General features: G+C 60.4%; 20 protein-coding genes. 8 read left to right on the forward strand and 12 right to left on the reverse strand.

The genetic code is table 11. The features are described 5' to 3' along the window. Positions 1–6 precede the first annotated feature (6 nt). Genes ugpA through J2J99_RS24910 form a run of 7 tightly spaced genes read left to right on the forward strand, consistent with a single transcriptional unit; the run spans position 7 to position 5,783 of the window. A complete protein-coding gene (ugpA, locus tag J2J99_RS24880) occupies positions 7–891 on the forward strand; it encodes a sn-glycerol-3-phosphate ABC transporter permease UgpA (protein ID WP_168297402.1) in 885 nt (294 codons plus the stop codon). A gap of 12 nt (positions 892–903) precedes the next feature. After that, positions 904–1,752 carry a sn-glycerol-3-phosphate ABC transporter permease UgpE gene (ugpE, locus tag J2J99_RS24885; protein WP_168297401.1) on the forward strand — a complete coding sequence of 283 codons (849 nt, stop codon included), beginning with the start codon at positions 904–906 and terminating at the stop codon, positions 1,750–1,752. A gap of 1 nt (position 1,753) precedes the next feature. Beyond that, positions 1,754–2,794, forward strand: a complete 1,041-nt coding sequence (locus J2J99_RS24890) for a sn-glycerol-3-phosphate import ATP-binding protein UgpC (protein ID WP_168297400.1) — start codon at positions 1,754–1,756, stop codon at positions 2,792–2,794. Positions 2,795–2,854: 60 nt separating this feature from the next. Next, positions 2,855–3,604 carry a glycerophosphoryl diester phosphodiesterase gene (locus J2J99_RS24895; protein ID WP_168297486.1) on the forward strand — a complete coding sequence of 250 codons (750 nt, stop codon included), beginning with the start codon at positions 2,855–2,857 and terminating at the stop codon, positions 3,602–3,604. 9 nt (positions 3,605–3,613) lie between these two features. Further along, positions 3,614–4,399 (forward strand): DeoR/GlpR family DNA-binding transcription regulator, encoded by a 786-nt coding sequence (locus J2J99_RS24900; RefSeq protein WP_168297399.1) that lies wholly within the window; start codon positions 3,614–3,616, stop codon positions 4,397–4,399. Next, the gene (locus tag J2J99_RS24905; RefSeq protein ID WP_168297398.1) at positions 4,396–5,190 is read left to right on the forward strand and encodes an HAD-IIB family hydrolase; all 795 of its coding nucleotides are present in this window, start codon (positions 4,396–4,398) and stop codon (positions 5,188–5,190) included. The genes J2J99_RS24900 and J2J99_RS24905 overlap by 4 nt, the downstream gene beginning before the upstream one ends. Before the next feature lie 59 nt (positions 5,191–5,249). Then, positions 5,250–5,783: an NUDIX hydrolase gene (locus J2J99_RS24910; protein ID WP_168297397.1), complete on the forward strand. Its 534-nt coding sequence runs from the start codon at positions 5,250–5,252 to the stop codon at positions 5,781–5,783. 95 nt (positions 5,784–5,878) lie between these two features. Here the strand turns inward: J2J99_RS24910 and J2J99_RS24915 are convergent, their stop codons facing one another. From J2J99_RS24915 to J2J99_RS24970, 12 genes are all read right to left on the reverse strand, one after another. Then, positions 5,879–6,790, reverse strand: coding sequence for an ABC transporter permease (locus tag J2J99_RS24915; protein ID WP_168297396.1), 912 nt, complete (start codon positions 6,788–6,790; stop codon positions 5,879–5,881). Continuing rightward, positions 6,787–7,884, reverse strand: coding sequence for an ABC transporter permease (locus tag J2J99_RS24920; protein WP_168297395.1), 1,098 nt, complete (start codon positions 7,882–7,884; stop codon positions 6,787–6,789). Before J2J99_RS24920 ends, J2J99_RS24915 begins: the two co-directional genes overlap by 4 nt. Then, positions 7,881–9,392, reverse strand: coding sequence for an ABC transporter ATP-binding protein (locus tag J2J99_RS24925; protein WP_168297394.1), 1,512 nt, complete (start codon positions 9,390–9,392; stop codon positions 7,881–7,883). Before J2J99_RS24925 ends, J2J99_RS24920 begins: the two co-directional genes overlap by 4 nt. Positions 9,393–9,395: 3 nt before the next feature. Next, positions 9,396–10,496 carry a BMP family ABC transporter substrate-binding protein gene (locus tag J2J99_RS24930; RefSeq protein ID WP_168297393.1) on the reverse strand — a complete coding sequence of 367 codons (1,101 nt, stop codon included), beginning with the start codon at positions 10,494–10,496 and terminating at the stop codon, positions 9,396–9,398. Between the two features lie 21 nt (positions 10,497–10,517). Then, positions 10,518–11,897 carry an amidohydrolase gene (locus J2J99_RS24935; RefSeq protein ID WP_168297392.1) on the reverse strand — a complete coding sequence of 460 codons (1,380 nt, stop codon included), beginning with the start codon at positions 11,895–11,897 and terminating at the stop codon, positions 10,518–10,520. Position 11,898: 1 nt separating this feature from the next. Then, on the reverse strand, positions 11,899–12,558 hold the full coding sequence (locus J2J99_RS24940) for a glutathione S-transferase family protein (RefSeq protein WP_168297391.1): 660 nt from the start codon (positions 12,556–12,558) through the stop codon (positions 11,899–11,901). Next, entirely contained in the window at positions 12,555–13,403 is an 849-nt protein-coding gene (locus J2J99_RS24945; protein WP_168297390.1) for an aromatic ring-hydroxylating oxygenase subunit alpha, read from the reverse strand. Before J2J99_RS24945 ends, J2J99_RS24940 begins: the two co-directional genes overlap by 4 nt. Then, positions 13,400–14,041 (reverse strand): Rieske 2Fe-2S domain-containing protein, encoded by a 642-nt coding sequence (locus tag J2J99_RS24950; protein WP_168297389.1) that lies wholly within the window; start codon positions 14,039–14,041, stop codon positions 13,400–13,402. Before J2J99_RS24950 ends, J2J99_RS24945 begins: the two co-directional genes overlap by 4 nt. Positions 14,042–14,182: 141 nt before the next feature. Continuing rightward, positions 14,183–14,464 carry an acylphosphatase gene (locus tag J2J99_RS24955; protein ID WP_168297485.1) on the reverse strand — a complete coding sequence of 94 codons (282 nt, stop codon included), beginning with the start codon at positions 14,462–14,464 and terminating at the stop codon, positions 14,183–14,185. A gap of 296 nt (positions 14,465–14,760) precedes the next feature. Continuing rightward, complete coding sequence (locus J2J99_RS24960) at positions 14,761–15,126, reverse strand: GtrA family protein (RefSeq protein ID WP_168297388.1); 366 nt, start codon at positions 15,124–15,126, stop codon at positions 14,761–14,763. Beyond that, positions 15,123–15,824 (reverse strand): HAD family hydrolase, encoded by a 702-nt coding sequence (locus tag J2J99_RS24965; RefSeq protein ID WP_246735372.1) that lies wholly within the window; start codon positions 15,822–15,824, stop codon positions 15,123–15,125. Before J2J99_RS24965 ends, J2J99_RS24960 begins: the two co-directional genes overlap by 4 nt. 2 nt (positions 15,825–15,826) lie before the next feature. After that, positions 15,827–16,813: a UbiA prenyltransferase family protein gene (locus J2J99_RS24970; RefSeq protein WP_168297387.1), complete on the reverse strand. Its 987-nt coding sequence runs from the start codon at positions 16,811–16,813 to the stop codon at positions 15,827–15,829. A gap of 203 nt (positions 16,814–17,016) precedes the next feature. Here J2J99_RS24970 and J2J99_RS24975 point away from each other — a divergent pair, with 203 nt between their 5' ends. Next, positions 17,017–17,364: a hypothetical protein gene (locus tag J2J99_RS24975; protein ID WP_168297386.1), complete on the forward strand. Its 348-nt coding sequence runs from the start codon at positions 17,017–17,019 to the stop codon at positions 17,362–17,364. Positions 17,365–17,387: the final 23 nt, after the last annotated feature.

The following is a 17,387-nucleotide window of genomic DNA, read 5'->3' on the forward strand; positions in this document are numbered from 1 at the left end:
GGGCCCATGCAAACCAAACGGACCGTCTTTCCCAACAAGGTATTGCCTTATCTGCTTATTGCTCCCCAGCTTCTGATAACCGTCGTCTTCTTTCTCTGGCCAGCCGCTACCGCCTTCTGGCAGTCGTTCCTTCGCCAGGACGCCTTCGGTTTCAAAACGAACTTCGTCTGGTTCCAGAATTATCGCCGGCTTTTCGCCGATCCGCTCTATATGGACGCCTTTGGCCACACCCTGGTCTTTGCTGTCGCGGTGACGGTCCTGTCGACGATGATTGCGCTCATTCTCGCCGCCGCGGCCATGCGTGTGCTACGGACGTCTCGGCTGTACTCGACCTTGCTGATCTGGCCTTACGCCGTTGCGCCCGCGATCGCCGGCATCCTCTGGTGGTTCATGTTCAATCCGTCGATCGGCATCGTCGCCTATATGCTACGCAGCATGGGGATCAGCTGGAACCATCTGATCAACCCCGACAATGCGATGATCCTGATCGTGATCGCCGCCACCTGGAAACAGATTTCCTATAATTTTCTGTTCTTCCTGGCAGCGCTGCAATCCGTGCCGCGCTCGCTTCAGGAAGCCGGCGCCATCGATGGCGCCGGGCCGGTAAAGCGTTTCTGGACGATCGTCTTTCCGCTGATCTCGCCGACGACTTTCTACCTGGTCGTCATCAACATCGTTTACGCGATGTTCGATACCTTCGGCATCGTTCATGCGACGACGCAGGGCGGACCGGCGCGCGCCACGGAAATTCTCGTCTACAAGGTTTATTTCGACGGCTTCATCGGCCTCAACCTGGGCTCCTCGGCGGCGCAGTCGGTCATCCTCATGGTGATCGTCATTGCTCTGACCGCAGTCCAGTTCCGCTTCATCGAACGCCGCGTGCAATATTGAGGAGCGTCAAAGGTGGTTGAAAACCGTCCTATCCTGAATGTCCTGGCCCACCTCGTCCTGATCCTCGGCGTCACGATCGTGGTCTTCCCGGTCTATATCGCCTTCATCGCATCGAGCCACGGTCCGAACGACTTCCTGTCCGGCGTTGTGCCGCTCGTGCCGGGACCGCACCTGATCGAAAACTATTCGACCATGCTGTCGTCGGGAATGACAAGTTCCGGCGCGCCGCCGATCGGGCCGATGATGCTCAATTCGCTGATCATGGCGGTCGGCGTCGCGGTCGGCAAGATTGCCATTTCCATTCTCTCCGCCTTTGCCATCGTCTATTTCCGGTTCCCCTTTCGCACGCTCGCCTTCTGGATGATCTTCATCACCCTGATGCTGCCGGTCGAGGTGCGCATCGTACCGACCTACAAGGTGGTCGCCGACCTCGGAATGCTGAACAATTATGGCGGGCTCATCATTCCACTGATCGCTTCGGCCACCGCCACCTTCCTGTTTCGCCAGTTCTTCCTCACCGTCCCCGACGAACTGATGGAGGCGGCGCGCGTCGACGGCGCGGGGCCCATGAAATTCTTCCGCGATATCCTGCTGCCGCTCTCGGTCACCAATATCGCGGCGCTGTTCATCATCCTCTTCGTGCTTGGCTGGAACCAGTATCTCTGGCCCCTGATCGTCACCACGGACCAGAGCCTTTACACGGTCGTGATGGGGATCCAGCGCATGGCGGCCGTCGCGGACGCCGAGCCGAGATGGAATCTCGTCATGGCGGCGGTCATCCTCGCCGCCTTGCCGCCTGTCCTCGTCATCGTCGCCATGCAACGCCTTTTCGTCAAAGGCCTGGTCGAAACGGAGAAATGAAATGGCCACGATCAATATTATCGACGTCAAGAAAAACTATGGTTCCGTTCCCGCCGTCAAAGGTGTCAATCTGGCTGTTGCAGACGGCGAGTTCATCGTGCTCGTCGGCCCTTCCGGCTGCGGCAAATCAACTTTGCTTCGCATGGTTGCCGGATTGGAATCGATCAGTGACGGGCAAGTCGAAATTGCCGGCCGCAACGTCAACAAGGCGGAGCCGGCAGAGCGAGACATCGCCATGGTCTTTCAGAACTACGCGCTTTATCCGCATATGACGGTGCGCGGAAATCTGGAATATGGGCTGAAAAACCGTGGCACGGGACGCGCGGAAATTGATCGCCGCGTCAAGGAGGCGGCCGACATCCTCGAGATCGGGCCGCTGCTCGATCGCAAGCCACGCGAATTGTCGGGAGGTCAACGCCAGCGCGTCGCGATGGGCCGTGCCATCGTCCGCGAACCGGCGGCGTTTCTTTTCGACGAGCCCCTGTCCAATCTCGATGCCAAACTGCGCGTGCAGATGCGCGTCGAAATACGCCGGCTGCAGCGCCGCCTGAAGACCACCAGCATCTATGTGACGCATGATCAGCTCGAAGCGATGACGCTCGCTGACAGGCTCGTCGTCATGAATGGCGGGCTGGTCGAACAAGTGGGCACGCCGGTGGAGGTCTACGACCGCCCGGCGAGCCTGTTCGTTGCCGGCTTCATCGGCTCGCCGCCGATGAATCTGGTGCCGATCGAGATATTCCATGCGTCAGGGGGCACCCTCGCTTTGCCAGAGGGAACGGATGTGGTCGGGCTTCGGCCGGATGCATTGCTGGTCGAAAAGCCTGTGGGGCCTTCCATTCGCCTGAATGCGATCGTCGAGTTGCTCGAGCCGATCGGCGGAGAAAGCCACCTGCATGTCAGGTTGGGCGAGGGCCAGCAGACGATCGTGCTGACCGTTCAGGGGCGGCCGGACTTTGCCGAGTCCGCCAGGATCGATGTCTTTGCCCGCATCGATCAGATGCACCCTTTCAACAGCAGGACCGGAAGGCGCACGGACTGAGGGGCCGCCATGAGCCTCGGATATGTTCAAGCCTCAAGAAGTGACGAAAGAGACGAGACAATGGCAAAGTTAGAGCATCGGTCTGGACCTGATCGCAGTGAGGTTCAGGCGCATCGGGGCGCATCGGCCGTCGCCCCGGAAAACACGATTGCCGCTTTTCGGGCGGCGGCTGAACAGGGGGCCGAATGGGTTGAGCTCGACGTCGCGCTTTTAGGCGACGGCACGGCGGTCGTCATTCACGACGTGTCGGTCGATCGTTGCTCCTCTTCGCAGGGCAACCTCGGCGACCTCAGCGCAACCGATCTCGATAAGATCGACGCGGGGGGATGGTTTGATCCCCGCTTCAAGGGCGAACCCCTGCCCACCCTTGCCGCGGTGGTAACCACCTTGGGAGAACTGGGACTCAATGCCAATGTCGAGATCAAGCAGCACCCGCATCACAAATCGCTCGATCAGCTGGTGAGAACGGTTGATGAGCATCTTCGGGCACGTGCGCCGCGCACCAAGATCATGATATCGAGCTTCGATGCTGCAGCGCTCAAGCGCATGCACGAAATCAACCCAAGCTATGAGCTCGCCATGCTGTGGAGCAAAGTGCCGGATGATTGGAAAGAGGTGCTCCAATCGATTCCCGCGACGACGGTCCATCTTGGCTACAAGTCTCTCAGCATCGGCTTTCTCGAAGAAGCGGTGCGTCACGGCATCAAGGTTCGCGCCTGGACTTCCAACGATCCTAGAGAACTCGCATCCTTCTGGCATGCCGGCTTGACCGGTGTGATAACAGACGACCCGAGCCTTTATCTCTCGTAGGGAACAGCGATGGCGCACCGGGTCATATCGAGCCGACAACGCGAAATACTGGCGCTGATCGAAACCGAGGGCGTCCAGTATATCGACGAGTTGGCGCGCCGGTACGACCTGACGACCCAGACGATCCGGCGCGACATCAATGCCCTGTGCGACCTCGGTCATGCTCGCCGCTTTCACGGCGGCGTCGATGTGCCGGTCGAGGGCAGCAACATCTCGCTCAACGCCCGCGCCCAGCTCAATCGCCGTGCCAAGCGACAGATTGCCAAGCGCGTCGCTGCCGATATCGGCCCGGATGCGACGGTATTTCTTGGGATCGGCAGCACGGTCCAGTTCGTCGCCGAGGCTTTGCGCGATCACCGGGGTCTGCGGGTCATCACCAACAATATCCACGTCGCCTTGACGCTATGCGAATCTCCCAGTGTCGAAGTCCATCTCACCGGAGGGCTGTTGCGTCACGACGATCGTGACGTCGTGGGCAGTGATGTGATCAAGTTCGTCGAAAAATTCTATGCGACCCATGCAGTGGTCGGCGCCGGCGCCCTCAGCCCGCTGACCGGCCTGATGGACTTCAGCTATGCTGAAGCGCAGATCACCAATGCGCTGCTCGAGAATTCGCAGACGCGCCTTTTGGCGGCCGACGTCAGCAAGTGGACTCGCCACGCGAGCGTGCGCGTCGCGCCCTTCAACAAGATCACCCGCTTTTACACCGACCGGCTGCCGGCCGATGCGTCCATCGCCAGCGTGCTCGCCGAGAGCAGCATGGAGGTGGTGACCTGCGGCGAGGAGACGATATGACGTTCGTAGATCAGGTGCCGTCCGCGGTCGAGTTGCAGCACGTGCGTTATCTCTTCACAGATATCGACGACACGCTGACGACCGAGGGGAAACTTCTGCCCCAGACCTACAATGCCCTCTGGGATCTCAGCCGGGCGGGGATTTCCGTCGTTCCGGTCACCGGTGGTTCAGCCGGATGGTGCGAGCATATTGTCCGCGCCTGGCCCGTTGCCGCGGTCATCGGCGAAAGCGGCGCTTATGCCGTTACGCGCCGCAGCGGTGCGGTTGTTTTCGATTACTGGGAGGACGGCGCGCTGCAGGGCGAGCGTCAGCGTCGGCATCTCCAGGCGATCGAAGGTCTGATTTCGAAAAAGGGTCGCACCTTCAAGATTGCCCATGATCAGGTCTTCCGCCTGGCTGACGTGGCAATCGACATTCAGGGGCACGACGCGGGAGCCGTCGAGGAGCTGGCCTCCGAAATCAGGGGAATGGGCGGGACCGTCGCCATCAGTTCTATCCACATCAACACCTGGATTGGCGGCTATGACAAACGCGCTATGAGCGAGCGCCTCCTGACCGGCATGTTCGGGGTCGATCCCGCGGAACTCCCCTCCGTCACGGCATTCGTCGGCGATTCTCGAAACGATGCGTCGATGTTCGGCTTCATCCGGAACTCTTTCGGCGTCAGCAATATCCTTCCTGTTCTTCCGCATCTGCAGCATGTGCCGAAATGGATCTCCGCCCAACCTGCGGGGCTTGGCTTTGCCGACATTGCGATAACGATCCTAAATGCCAGGGCTACCGGCAAATAACCCGCGAGCAGCCGATAAAGCCATGCGCGGCCCGCACGATGAGCTGAAGACGGAGCGTCATGAAGCCTACGAAAAAACCCAGCAAGTCCCGACCGGACAAGTCTCAGCCATTGCTGCGGCAGCTCGCTGCGGTTCCTGCAAAGCTCTTTTCCGGAGCGTTCCGCCAACAGTACGGCGCCCTCTGTTTTCGCTATTGCAATGCTGGGTCGAAGATCGAAATTCTCGTGATCACATCGCGCGAGCGCGCGCGCTGGGTCGTACCGAAGGGGTGGCCGATGAAGGGCAAGAAGCCTTTTGAAGCGGCGGCGATCGAAGCCTGGGAGGAAGCGGGCGTGCGCGGGGCGGTGAAAAGGAAACCTGTCGGCCGCTACACCTATCTGAAGGAATTGGACGACGGCGATGTGGCGCCATGTATCGTCGACCTGTTTCAAATTGAAGTCACCAAGATCGAAAATGACTTCAAGGAGCAAGGCCAGCGCATTCTCCAATGGGTCAGCCCTGATGAGGCGGCGCGTCGTGTTCGAGAGGTCGAACTCAAGTCGCTGCTCGTCGAATTTCGACCTCGCGGGCAGAGGAAGTCTGGCCTCGGCTGATACGATTGTTCGGTCTCTTGTTCTGGCTACGGTTCGCGGCTGCGTTCGCAAAGCGCGTTGTCTCTCAATTGCCACCGGCTCCGACGGCGTCACAATCATCGCTCGAAAGGCTCGCCGAGCGAGGCGACGCCATTGAGCTTGAGCAGGCGGCGGTCCGCCGAAATGATGCCGAGCACGATGACCGTCACCAGATAGGGCAGGCATGCGAGCAACTGCGAGGGAACGGCAAGACCGGTTGCCTGGGCGGCAAGGCCCATCAGTGACACTGCGCCGAACAGGCACGCTCCCAGAAAAATGCGGCCGGTCAGCCAGGTTCCGAAGACGACGAGCGCGATCGCAATCCAGCCGCGGCCGGCAATCATCCCATCCGCCCAGAGCGGGGTGTAGATCGTCGCCGCATAGGCGCCCGCCAAGCCTGCCATCATGCCGCCGAATGCGACCGCGGCAAAGCGGATGGCGATGACCGGATAGCCGATGGCATGCGCCGCTTTCGGGTTTTCGCCAATGGCGCGGATGATCAGACCGACCTTGCTATAGGAAAACATCGCCCAGATCGCGCTGGTCAAGGCCAGCGAAAGCCAGACGACGATGTCCTGGACAAACAGTCCGCCGACGACGGCAAGATCGGAAAGACCGGGAATGGCGATCTTCGGCAGAGCCCTGACCGTCAGGCTCTCGTAGCTCTTGCCGAACAGTGCGGACAGGCCCTGCCCGAGAATCCCGATGGCGAGCCCCGTCGCGACCTGGTTTGCGTTGAAGCCGAGGACGATTACCGCAAAGATCAGCGACAGGAGGGCGGCGCCGAGGCCGCCGGCCAGGAAAGCCAGAACATGGCCGCCGCCGTGGTAGACGATGATGAAGGCGATGACGGCGCCGAATGCCATCAGTCCTTCGACGCCAAGATTGAGAACCCCGGCGCGCTCAGCGACCAGTTCCCCGAGGGCTGCCAGGAGAAAGGGTGTCGCAGCCGCCAGCATTCCGGCGAGGATGAACTCGATGGCGTTCACGTCACGCTCCTCGCTGCCGCCGGACGCCAAGCAAGGCGGTAGCGCGTGAAGGCGATGGCGACCAAATAGGCGAGAAGCAGGCTTCCCTGAAAAACCCGGACGGCAGCAACCGGGAGATTGGCGGAGACCATGGCGTTGTCACCGCCGATATAGAGCGCCGCCATGACGATGGCTGAGATGATGATGCCGATCGGATGAAGGCCGCCGAGATAGGCGACGATGATTGCCGCATAGCCGTATCCGGTGGAGATAGAACGCTGCAATTGACCGAGTGGGCCGGCGACCTCGGCCGCACCGGCAAGACCGGCTGCCGCGCCGCCGATCAGCAGGGAAAGCCAGATCGCCCGGCTTTCCCTGAATCCGGCGTAGCTCGCCGCCCGGGGGGCCAATCCGCCGACCTGCAATTTGTAGCCGATGAAGCTCTTCTGCATGAAAACCCAGGCGGCACTCGACAGGAGGAGGGCGAGGATGAGCGAGACATTGACGCGCGTTCCCTCGATCAGGATCGGCACCATCGCGTCATACTGGAACATGACGGATTGCGGGAAATTGAAGCCGTTCGGATCTTTCCACGGGCCAAGCAGCAGATAATTGAGGAGCTGCACGGCAACGAAGCTCAGCATCAGTGAAACGAGGATCTCATTGGCATTGAGCCTGACGCGCCAGAAAGCGGTGAATGACGCCCAGAACGCGCCGCCCATCGTGCCGAGCAGCAGCATTGCCGGCCAGATCCATTGGCCCGTTGCGTCAGGCCACCAGATCGGAATGGCGGAGGCGAAAATCGCACCGAGCACGAATTGTCCTTCGGCTCCGATATTGAACACCTTGGCGCGAAAGCCGATCGCAAGCCCCTGCGCGATGAGGAGCAACGGCCCGGTCTTCAGGAGCACCTCGGAGAAAGAGGCCCACGAGAAGAACGGCTCGACCAGCATCGCATAGACGACCGCAGCCGGATCGCGGCCCATGACGACGTAAAGTCCAAGATTGAGAATGACAGTGACGATGAGGGCTATGGGCGGTGCGAGAAGATTGGCGATAAGCGATGCCCGCTCGCGGCGGACCAGCGTCGGCAGGGCGAGGAAGGTTCTGTTCATGCGGGGGCTTTCCCGCGCTGCGGCTGGGCTCCGATCATATAGCGGCCGATCTCTTCAGGCTCTGTGTCGCGCGTGACCAGCGGCGGGCTCAGCGTACCGTGATGCAGAACCTGGATGAAGTCGCAGAGTTCAAACAATTCCTCAAGCTCCTCCGAAATGATCAGGATCGCCATGCCTTCGTTGCGAAGGCTGATGAGCCGCTGGCGGATTGCCGCCGCTGCACCAATATCGACGCCCCAAGTTGGCTGGGCGAGGAAAAGAAGCTTGGGCGCCAGCATGATTTCGCGCCCGACAATGAATTTCTGCAGGTTACCGCCGGAAAGCGATCCGGCTTCAGCCTCGGGGCCGGGGGTGCGTACGTCATAGTCGCGGATGCACTCATTGGTGAAGCTCTTCGCCCGTGTCTTGTCGAGCAGGCCATGCCTGACGAGGTCGAACGGATGGGCGGTCAGCAGACTATTGAGGGCGAGCGACATTTCGGGGACCGCCCCGCGGCCGAGGCGGTCCTCTGGAACGAAGGCGAAACCGAGTCGCCGGCGAGCGGCGGCGTCGAGCCCGCCGACATCTCGGCCCATCATGAAGATCTGGTCGCGCGGCAAGACGGTTTCGCCCGAAATCAACGCCGCAAGCTCGCTTTGGCCATTTCCCGAGATCCCGGCAATGCCGAGGATTTCACCGGCGCGTACCGTCAGGCTCACATCGAAGAGCGGCACGGCGAGGGGATCCACTCGATATTCGAGGCCGATAAGCTCCAGGCGCTTCTCGCCCTCGGCCAAAGCCAGGGGAGGCATGGGTTCAGGCATGTCGCGGCCGATCATCATGCGCGCGAGCTCGTGGGCGTCATGCTCGCGTGGATCGACATGACCGGTCACGCGACCGCCGCGCAGGATCGTCGCGCGATCGCAGAGCGACTGGATCTCTCCGAGCTTGTGGGAGATGAACAGGATGGACACGCCTCCGTCGCGCAGCCGGCGCAATGTTTCGAAGAGCTTTTCAACCGCCTGCGGCGGCAGCACCGATGTCGGCTCGTCGAGGATGAGCAGTTTCGGATCGGTCATCAGGCATCGAATGATTTCCACCCGCTGCCTCTCGCCGACGGAAAGCGAATGGACATGCGCGTGTGGGTCGACCTCGAGGCTGAACTCATGACCGAGCTTTCGAATGCGCTCGGCAAGCTCGCTCTTCTTGCCGGACACGATCAGGCGGATATTCTCGACGACCGTCAGACTCTCGAACAGCGAGAAATGCTGGAACACCATGCCGATGCCGGCGCGCCTTGCCTCTGCGGGAGAGGCAAGGCTGAGGGGCTGTCCATTCCATGCGACCGTGCCGCTGTCCGGCTGTTCGACGCCGTAGATCAGCTTCATCAGCGTCGACTTGCCAGCCCCGTTTTCTCCGAGGATGGCATGGATGGATCGTGGAGCGACGTCGAGATCGATCTGCTGATTGGCATCGACCGGGCCGTAGCTCTTGGTAATGCCGCGCAGCGACAGGAGCGGGCTCAGCATGGCTTACTTCGGCAACGGCGTCGTCACACCCTTGACGTGCCAGTCCATCGCGACGATCTCTGCGTCCGTCGCCGTGGTCCCCGAAGCGACACCTTCGCTGCCGTCAGCCTTGGTGATCGGACCGGTAAACGGCGAGAAGCTGCCATCGGCAATATTGGCCTCGATTTCCTTGATCCTGGCCATCGTATCGGCCGGAATCGCCGGGTTCCAGTCGACGACCTGGACAACCTTGTCGGCGACGCCGAGGAAGGCGTTTGTGCCCTTGAAGGTGCCGGCAAGATGTGCGTCGACCGATGCCTTGAAGAAGGGCGACCAGTCGGTGGCGACGCAGCCGAGATAGGTCTTCTCGGCATATTTCTTCATCGACGAGTTGAGGTTGAAGGCATAGATGCCGGCTTCCTCACAGGCCGAAATCACCGAGGGGGTGTCCTGCGCATTCGAGAAGATCACGTCGCAGCCCTGCGAGATCAGCGCCTTGGCGGCTTCCTGCTCCTTGGCGGGGTCGAACCAGGAGTTGACCCAGACGACAGACACTTCGATATCCGGCTTGACGGCCTGCGCGCCAAGGGTGAAGGCGTTGATGGAGGTGATCAGCTCGGGAATGGCGAAGGCCGATACCGAGCCCAGTTTGCCGGTCTTGGAGACGGCCGCGGCCGCCATGCCGAGCAGGTAGGTTCCCTGAAAATATTTGGCGGCGAAGGGCGAGAAGTTCGGTGCGACCTGGAAGCCTGAAGCGTGCAGGACGGTAACCTTGGGATTACGGCGGGCAATCTGCAGCGCGCCATTCTGATATCCGAAGGAGCCGGCGATCAGGAAATGGTTTCCGTCCGCGACGGTCTTGTTCATGATGCGGTCGGCGTCCGGGCCTTCGGCGATGTTTTCGATGACCGTGACCTTCACCTTGTCGCCATAGGTGGCCTTGATCGGGTCGATGCCGGCGGCAAGCGCGTGGCCCCAGCCAACATCGCCGATAGGCGAGGGAACGACGAGGGCGATGCCGAGCGGTTCGTCGGCGGCAAGCGCCGAGCGGCCGGCAAAGGCAGTCGCGAGACCGGCAGCCGCCGCACTCTTCATCAGTGTTCTGCGGGTGAAATTGTTGGTCATGTCAGTTCCCTCTTTTGGTTTTTAGAATTCGACTGTCTGAAGCGCCGCTTCCGCGGCGGCGAAAAGCTGAGCTTCGTCGAGACCGGCAAATTCGCCGGCTTGCCAGACGATGCGCCCGTTGATCATCGTCAGATCGGTCGGCATGCCGATCCCGACCTTCGCAATCAGGCTCAACGGGTCGTGGCGGGTGCCGACATAATCCATCCTCCTGGTATCGATCGCGAAGAGGTCGGCGGCCATGCCGGGAGCAAGCCGGCCGATATCGCTGCGGCCAAGCAGGCTTGCGCCGCCCGTGGTCGCATAGCTCAGGAAATCGACCGGCGCTGGAACCGGATGGGCGCGCGTCGAGGCCGTCAGGCACTGCAGCATATAGGCAGAGTGGATGCAGTGCATGAGATTGGAATTGTCGTTCGAGGCCGCGCCATCGCAGCCGAGCCCGATACGCAGGCCGAACGCCGCCATCGCCGGTATGTCCGTCACTTCGGCGCCCACCAGATAGACCGGTTCCGGGCAATGCGAGACACCCGTGCCGCTTGCCGCCATCTTGCGCAGTTCCTCGTGTGTCAGCTCCCAGCAGTGGGCATAAAAGCTGTCAGGCCCGGCAAAGCCGAGTTCGGCGCAGTAGTCGACTGTCCGCATCCCATGCCGCGCTTGGATGACCGGGCTTTCGCCTTCACCGACATGCGTGTGCAGCCGGACGCGGCGATCACGGGCAAGCGCGACCGATTCGACGAAGGTTTCGCGGTAACAATTGACCGGCTGACAAGGGGCGACGACCACCTGCCGCATGCTGAAGGTGCCGGCATCGTGATAGCTGTCGATCAACCGGGCGCAATCGGCGATGAACTCGTCCGTCGTTTCCAGCATGGCGTCCGGGATCGTCGAGCCCTCGGACTTCGGCAGTGTGTTGCCGCCGCGTCCTGCGTGGAAGCGCATACCGAGAAGTTCGGCCGCCTCGAACTGGCGGTCGATCAGACGCTTTCCGGCATGCCGGGGAAAGCAATATTGGTGGTCGAAGGCTGTCGTGCAGCCATGCTTGATCATCTCGGCCATGGCCGTGACCGACGAATGATAGAAGCAATCCTCGTTCAGCCGTGAGAAGATCGGATAAATCCGGTCGAGCCATTCGATCACGGAGAGCTTCGTCCAGTCGAGATCGGCCCGGTTGCGCACGAAGCATTGGAAGAAATGATGATGAGTGTTGACGAGGCCCGGGTAGACAAACCAGCCGGATGCATCGCGAATGATTGTATCGTCAGGAAGCGTCCCTTGCGGTAGGTTGGTACCGATTGCCTGGATCGCCGGGCCATTTGTCAGCAGATCCGCATTTCTTCGCACGGCAGGCCCACTGCCGTCGTCGACGATAATGGCTGCGCAATTCTTCAAAAGGTAACCCGCCATCTCACTTCTCTCCGTCGACCGGATGAGGATCGGGCTTCAACTCGTGCAGCCGGTGGATGCCCGGCATTTCGATGAAACCCTCAAGGCTGCGGATGGCGCGCAGCCAGAGCCGGATGTTCGGATAGGGATCGAGCGAGATTCCGCCATCCGGCGCCAACGCCACATAAGGGAAGCAGGCGATGTCGGCGATCGTCGCACGGTCTGATGTGAGGAACCGCATTTGGCGGAGCCGCTGCTCAAAGAGCCCGGCCTCGAGTTCGCGCAGTGCCGCGATCCCCTCTGCCCGCAGGGCCTCGATATTGCCGGGGCGCAGAAGCATCTGATGCAGTCGTGCCCCTCCGAGATTTGTCGTCAGCCGGTGCGAAAACGAGAGCCATTGGTGCACCCGCGCGGTTTCCTCGGGCGGGCTCATACCCAGCCAGTCAGGCCCGCTTCGGGCGGCGAGATAGGCGAGCATGGCCGAGGATTCTGTCAGCACCAGATCGCCGTCCACGAGGATAGGGATCGAGCCGGCCGGATTGAGGGCCAAAAGCTCAGGACCACGATGCTCCATGCCGGGATGGAAATCGACCGGGCGGATGTCCAGCTTGACGCCGAGGATGGCAGCCATCAGGCGGATCTTGTAGCAGCTCGGTGAGAGGATGTAGTCGTAGAGCTTCATTGTGCGACCAGCTGTGCGCCATAGAGATAGTTGTGGCGCTTCAGCCAGCGCCGGTAAGCGATCGATGTCAGGTCTGCCCTTGTCGGAATTTCCATGCCGGGGTCGAGCGGCAGAAGCGCCGGGATCTGGTTTTCGAGGATCGACCGATCCTGCAGGAAAATCATCTGTTGGAAATGGATGAGGTCTGTCATTGGCGTCACGTCGTCGAAGAGCGCCATCCACGGCCACACGTCACAAAGGTCTTCCGCAAGCGGCTGGACGAAGAGGGTAATGACATCCCATTCGCCCGGGCGGGGAGGGCAGGTCTTGTAGAGCACCGAGCAAGTCGGAGCCGGTACGCGATACATGTATTCGGTGGTTATTCCCCCGGTTGCCGACTTTGCAGCCTGCGGCTGGAAGAATTTCACCTGCGTTGCCCAGACTTCATCCTCTTTCTCACGGATCTCCACTTTATAATTTTGAACTTCGGTGTGCGGTTCGGCTCCGAGGATATCCGTGTGAACGAACGGAAAATGCGCGATGTCGAGGAAATTCTCGACTGCTCTTAAGGGAGAGCAGCGCACCCGAACGACACCGACATCGACAAAGCGGCGGCCGGGCTGATCGGCTTCGGGAATGGCGAAGAGCTCCTTGGCGGGGGTGCCAAGAGAAGACCAGACGTGACCATAGCGGACGCGAACGGGCAGGGCACGTCCATCGCCCGATGTGACCCGCGCCGCGCCATCAGCTGTGCGAATCACCTCGATGGGTTCGCCCATCAAGCCGGTCTTGCTTCCTGCCTCGGTGAGCTGGCTGAAGAGGCCGACCGGGTACCATTCATCGAGCATCGCGCCGGCTTCGTTCATGCGGCATCCTTCTGGCGTTTCTCCACCCGGCGGCGCAGGGCTTCGGCGATGCGGGACGCCATAATCCGATCTGCGACAGTGCGCTCCAGTTCGACCAGGACATGTACGAGAGTGCCCCCGATCTGCGCCGCCGGCAGCAGCCGGATCCACGGAGATTCGACGAGCTGGATCAGCCCGTCCGCATTCGCTTTTCCACCGGCCGCCGTTTCGATTGCCGCAATCTCGGCACTGAGCGTCAGCGAGCGTACCGGAACGAGATCGCCAAGGCGTGGCGGCGGCAGTGCCGGTTCGCCGACTGCCACCCAGACAATACCATCTGATTCTTCGACTCGCTGGACAGCGACGCGAATCGTTTCCGGCGGCGCAAGATCGGGATGAGCAGGGATGCGAACGCACCCCCCCGCCACAGAATAGCTCCAGCCGTGATAGATACAGGAGAGCGCCTCGCCCCGTACGAAGCCGTGAGACAATCGCATGCCGCGATGCGGACAGCGATCCGAAGAAGCCGATGCCCGCCCGGACTGACTGCGCCAGAGGGCGATCGCTCCTGCCGGGGTCCAGGCCGGAATGACGGTTGCCGGCGGCAGATCGGCAGAAAGCGCGACGGGCGTCCAGGAGCCGGCCGTATCGGAAGGCATGACGGTTATTTCCTCAATCTTGCCAGTAGCTTGACACTACTGATGTAGCGCGGCTTCCCAAGCTTTGCAATCTCAGCCGCAGAGGCTTGCATAAAAGATTCGCATTGGCAACAATGATTAAATAAAGTGCATCGGTCAATGCTACGGGAATGGATGTGTGTCGGCGGGGTCTACAATCCTGCGCTGAATCTCGTCGACCCAGACATCGATCGGACCAAGTGAACATCCCATTTCAAGCATGTCGATCAGCTCGACAGGTCCCGCGACCTCAAGTTCGATCCGGTCGGCGCCGGCGTGCAAAAAATCTTGGGAAAGGCCGAGCTTGTCGGCGTGACGGCGAATCCACGGGACGAACGAGGCAGACTTGACGTCGCCAAGGATCGTGATCCGTTCGCATAATTCGCTCTGCCGTGATCGTCCCATGGAATTCTCTCGCTCGCTGCGTGCTGACAGCATAGCGCTTCGCCGCCCTTGTGAAAGGGCCATGAGCGAAGGTTGACGCAATCCGCGCTGCTTCGCGAAGAAGGCGACCGGCTCGTCGCCTCCATAGTGCTCGCCGAAGGCCGCATCTCAGAAAACGAGCTGTAGATTCTTCAGGTCGACCAGGTAATGCGGAAGGAGGTGACGACGGACCTGGATGACTCTTCAGCCGAGACTTGCTCCTATTGCAGCCACGATCCTTGAACGGAAAGATATGGCACGCACTTCGCTCGGGGCCCTTACCTGAACACCCAGAGAAGGTTTATCAGGAAATTGAAGGAGAAGGCCGTCCCGATGCCGAAAAACTTTGCACACAAGGGCGAGAGCCCGACCTGCTGCGCGAGGATCAGCGTCACACAGACATTGATGGACAGGCCGACGAGGGCGCCGATCAGAAACAGTGAAGCGCGCTTGCGGCTTATTGCCTGATTGAAGACATAGCGGCTGGTGACGCTGTAATTGACGGCGGCGGCGATCAGCCAGCTCGATGTCGCCGAAAGGCCGAGCGGCACGCCAAGCGCCAGCACGCAGCGAAACATCGTGAGGTCGACGAATGCAGCGAGCCCCCCGGTGAACACATAACGAACAGCCTTGGACAAGATCATCCGGAAGTTTCCTCTGTCCGAAGCGCCGCGAACACCGGGTCCAGATAGCTTGAAAAGGTCAGCCAGTCCTCCCGCGCTACGGCGGAGCGAATGAGCGGCAGGACACCGGCGCGCCGCGCCGCAAGACCGTCTCGCTCCGGTCTGTCGCCGATCAGCACGGTTTGCGCCGGACCGACACCGGCGCGCTGCATCAGCATCTGCAGTCCGCGTGGATGAGGTTTCTGGATGCCGACGCCCGGATCGCTTGCGGTCAATATGTAATCGGCCGACAAGTTCATCCTCTGCAGCTTCTCTTCGGCAGGATAATCAGAATAGATCCCAATCGCCTTGTTCTGCCGTCTAAGACCGGAAAACAGCTCGACCAGCCCGTCATACCGGCAGGATGCGAGATGAGCGAGCGGACGGCGGCCGATCCACTCGCTGACAATTGCCTCTATCCTTTCGGCAGGTTCGCCGGTTCGCGCGACGATACGCGCCATCAGGCTCGCCTGAAAATCGTCGATCTCCTCCTCGCCGATGGTTTCGCGCAAGGAACGATATGCACGAAGCACACGCAGATTGGTCAGGCTGCCCCGCGCCACCGCATGAGCGATCAATTCGCCCGCCATGCGAAGGCGCAGCCTTCTCTGGCTATAGAGCGTTCCGTCGACGTCGAAGACGACGAAACGGATACTGTCCCAGTCGATATCCTTCGCCATGATCATCGGATGGTGATGTAGTGCTGCTCGGTCAGGGTCACTAAAAGAGGAATGTCGACGAATGTCGTGAAGATGAAGGCCGCCACCAGAGCCATGACGATTGCGATCAGCCCTGGCTCGCGGAACAGCTTTTCCGGTTTTTGCGCCGTAGAGCCCGGCTTTGTCGCCATCACGAAATAGGCTGTGAACAGGGCAACGACGAAGGGTAGGACGAGCATGTACTCGATGCGATACTTGACCAGGAAGACGGACAGGAAGGCAATCGAAAATAATGAATAGGCAATGCATGAGGCGGTCAGCGAGACCTGCGTATAGTGCGCGAAACTCGCCCGATACCGCGACAGCAGTTCCTTGCCATGTGACGCGACGATCTCGTCATATTCCGACAAGCGCTTGGCCGCCATTAGGAACGCGCCGCCGAACCAATAGGCCAGGATGATCGATCCCGGCGGCAGGCTCGTTGGGTCGATCATCGACCAGCCGATCACCAGGCGGATCGGATTGTTGATCGATTCGGAGATGACGTCGAGATAGGCCTTGTCCTTGCTTCTGATCGGGTCGAGATTGTAGAGGATTCCCTGAATCGCAAACAGGCAGGCGACGCAGAAGAGAAGTTTGCTTGAGAGAATGGCGCAGCCGAGGCCGACGATGAGCAGCACGGTCCATTCAAGCTGAACCAGCCTGCCGTTCATCGCGCTTTGCACGGCGGACCGCTGCGATTTCGTCGGGTGATGGCGGTCAAAGTCGCGATCGAACCACTCGTTTATGCAGTAGTTCGCGGATGCGATGCACACTGCGGTCACGAGCCCGAGCACGATCGCGGACACAAGGTCATCGTTTCTCACCCCTCGCAGAAGATAGGCGAGGATGATGCCGGGAACGATGAAGACATGCTTCGTGCTATGATCGAGCCGTGCAATGGCGATATAGTCGCGCAAGCCCGCTCTGCTTGATGCGGGGACGCTGCGGTCACTCGAGCCTGTATTCATCCCGGACGCTCTCTGATCGTTAGTCGGTCTATTTCCGATCACCATCCAACAGATACACGCCATAGGTTTCGAAATAATTCCCAGGGCCGGGCGCATGATTTCACCGCCGGTCTATCCCGGGTGGAAAAAAGAGCGAGAGGAGAGTGAGACAAGGACGTAAGCGGTGTGCCCATGACACTTGACCACCAAGACGAGGGCTCGTTTTGAAGGTCGGCCTTCAGACCCAAGGCCGGTGTGCGTTGATCGCGGCCACAACGCCAATTTTACATGCTGTCGATAAAGGGGCGTTGGATGAGAACCCATTCGTCAGGATATGGCTCGTGATCCTGGCGGTGCTCCGTCTGGTACTCGCCCCAGCCCTGCAGCTTCCAGTATTTCGTCATGACATCGAAATGGCTATGCCCAGTTATCTCACCAGCCTTAACAACTCCCTTATTAAGGAGCGCTCTGAAGCCGTCTCCCATTGGGCCAGCAAGACAAAGGCCGGGGAGCAGTTGACCGTCTGGCTCGGGATCGAGCCAGATTTCGTGGACGAGTTTGTTTTTCATTGAAGTGTTTTACTTCACGAACCATC

The organism is Rhizobium binae (assembly GCF_017357225.1).
GTDB lineage: Bacteria > Pseudomonadota > Alphaproteobacteria > Rhizobiales > Rhizobiaceae > Rhizobium > Rhizobium binae.

What these genes read in the sequence shown, in the direction of transcription:
- ugpA (WP_168297402.1), top strand. Translation starts at nt 7, where the DNA reads ATGCAAACCAAACGGACCGTCTTTCCCAACAAGGTATTGCCTTATCTG.
- J2J99_RS24890 (WP_168297400.1), top strand. Translation starts at nt 1,754, where the DNA reads ATGGCCACGATCAATATTATCGACGTCAAGAAAAACTATGGTTCCGTT.
- J2J99_RS24895 (WP_168297486.1), top strand. Translation starts at nt 2,855, where the DNA reads ATGGCAAAGTTAGAGCATCGGTCTGGACCTGATCGCAGTGAGGTTCAG.
- J2J99_RS24900 (WP_168297399.1), top strand. Translation starts at nt 3,614, where the DNA reads ATGGCGCACCGGGTCATATCGAGCCGACAACGCGAAATACTGGCGCTG.
- J2J99_RS24905 (WP_168297398.1), top strand. Translation starts at nt 4,396, where the DNA reads ATGACGTTCGTAGATCAGGTGCCGTCCGCGGTCGAGTTGCAGCACGTG.
- J2J99_RS24910 (WP_168297397.1), top strand. Translation starts at nt 5,250, where the DNA reads ATGAAGCCTACGAAAAAACCCAGCAAGTCCCGACCGGACAAGTCTCAG.
- J2J99_RS24920 (WP_168297395.1), bottom strand. Translation starts at nt 7,884, where the DNA reads ATGAACAGAACCTTCCTCGCCCTGCCGACGCTGGTCCGCCGCGAGCGG.
- J2J99_RS24925 (WP_168297394.1), bottom strand. Translation starts at nt 9,392, where the DNA reads ATGCTGAGCCCGCTCCTGTCGCTGCGCGGCATTACCAAGAGCTACGGC.
- J2J99_RS24930 (WP_168297393.1), bottom strand. Translation starts at nt 10,496, where the DNA reads ATGACCAACAATTTCACCCGCAGAACACTGATGAAGAGTGCGGCGGCT.
- J2J99_RS24935 (WP_168297392.1), bottom strand. Translation starts at nt 11,897, where the DNA reads ATGGCGGGTTACCTTTTGAAGAATTGCGCAGCCATTATCGTCGACGAC.
- J2J99_RS24940 (WP_168297391.1), bottom strand. Translation starts at nt 12,558, where the DNA reads ATGAAGCTCTACGACTACATCCTCTCACCGAGCTGCTACAAGATCCGC.
- J2J99_RS24945 (WP_168297390.1), bottom strand. Translation starts at nt 13,403, where the DNA reads ATGAACGAAGCCGGCGCGATGCTCGATGAATGGTACCCGGTCGGCCTC.
- J2J99_RS24950 (WP_168297389.1), bottom strand. Translation starts at nt 14,041, where the DNA reads ATGCCTTCCGATACGGCCGGCTCCTGGACGCCCGTCGCGCTTTCTGCC.
- J2J99_RS24955 (WP_168297485.1), bottom strand. Translation starts at nt 14,464, where the DNA reads ATGGGACGATCACGGCAGAGCGAATTATGCGAACGGATCACGATCCTT.
- J2J99_RS24960 (WP_168297388.1), bottom strand. Translation starts at nt 15,126, where the DNA reads ATGATCTTGTCCAAGGCTGTTCGTTATGTGTTCACCGGGGGGCTCGCT.
- J2J99_RS24965 (WP_246735372.1), bottom strand. Translation starts at nt 15,824, where the DNA reads ATGGCGAAGGATATCGACTGGGACAGTATCCGTTTCGTCGTCTTCGAC.
- J2J99_RS24970 (WP_168297387.1), bottom strand. Translation starts at nt 16,813, where the DNA reads ATGAATACAGGCTCGAGTGACCGCAGCGTCCCCGCATCAAGCAGAGCG.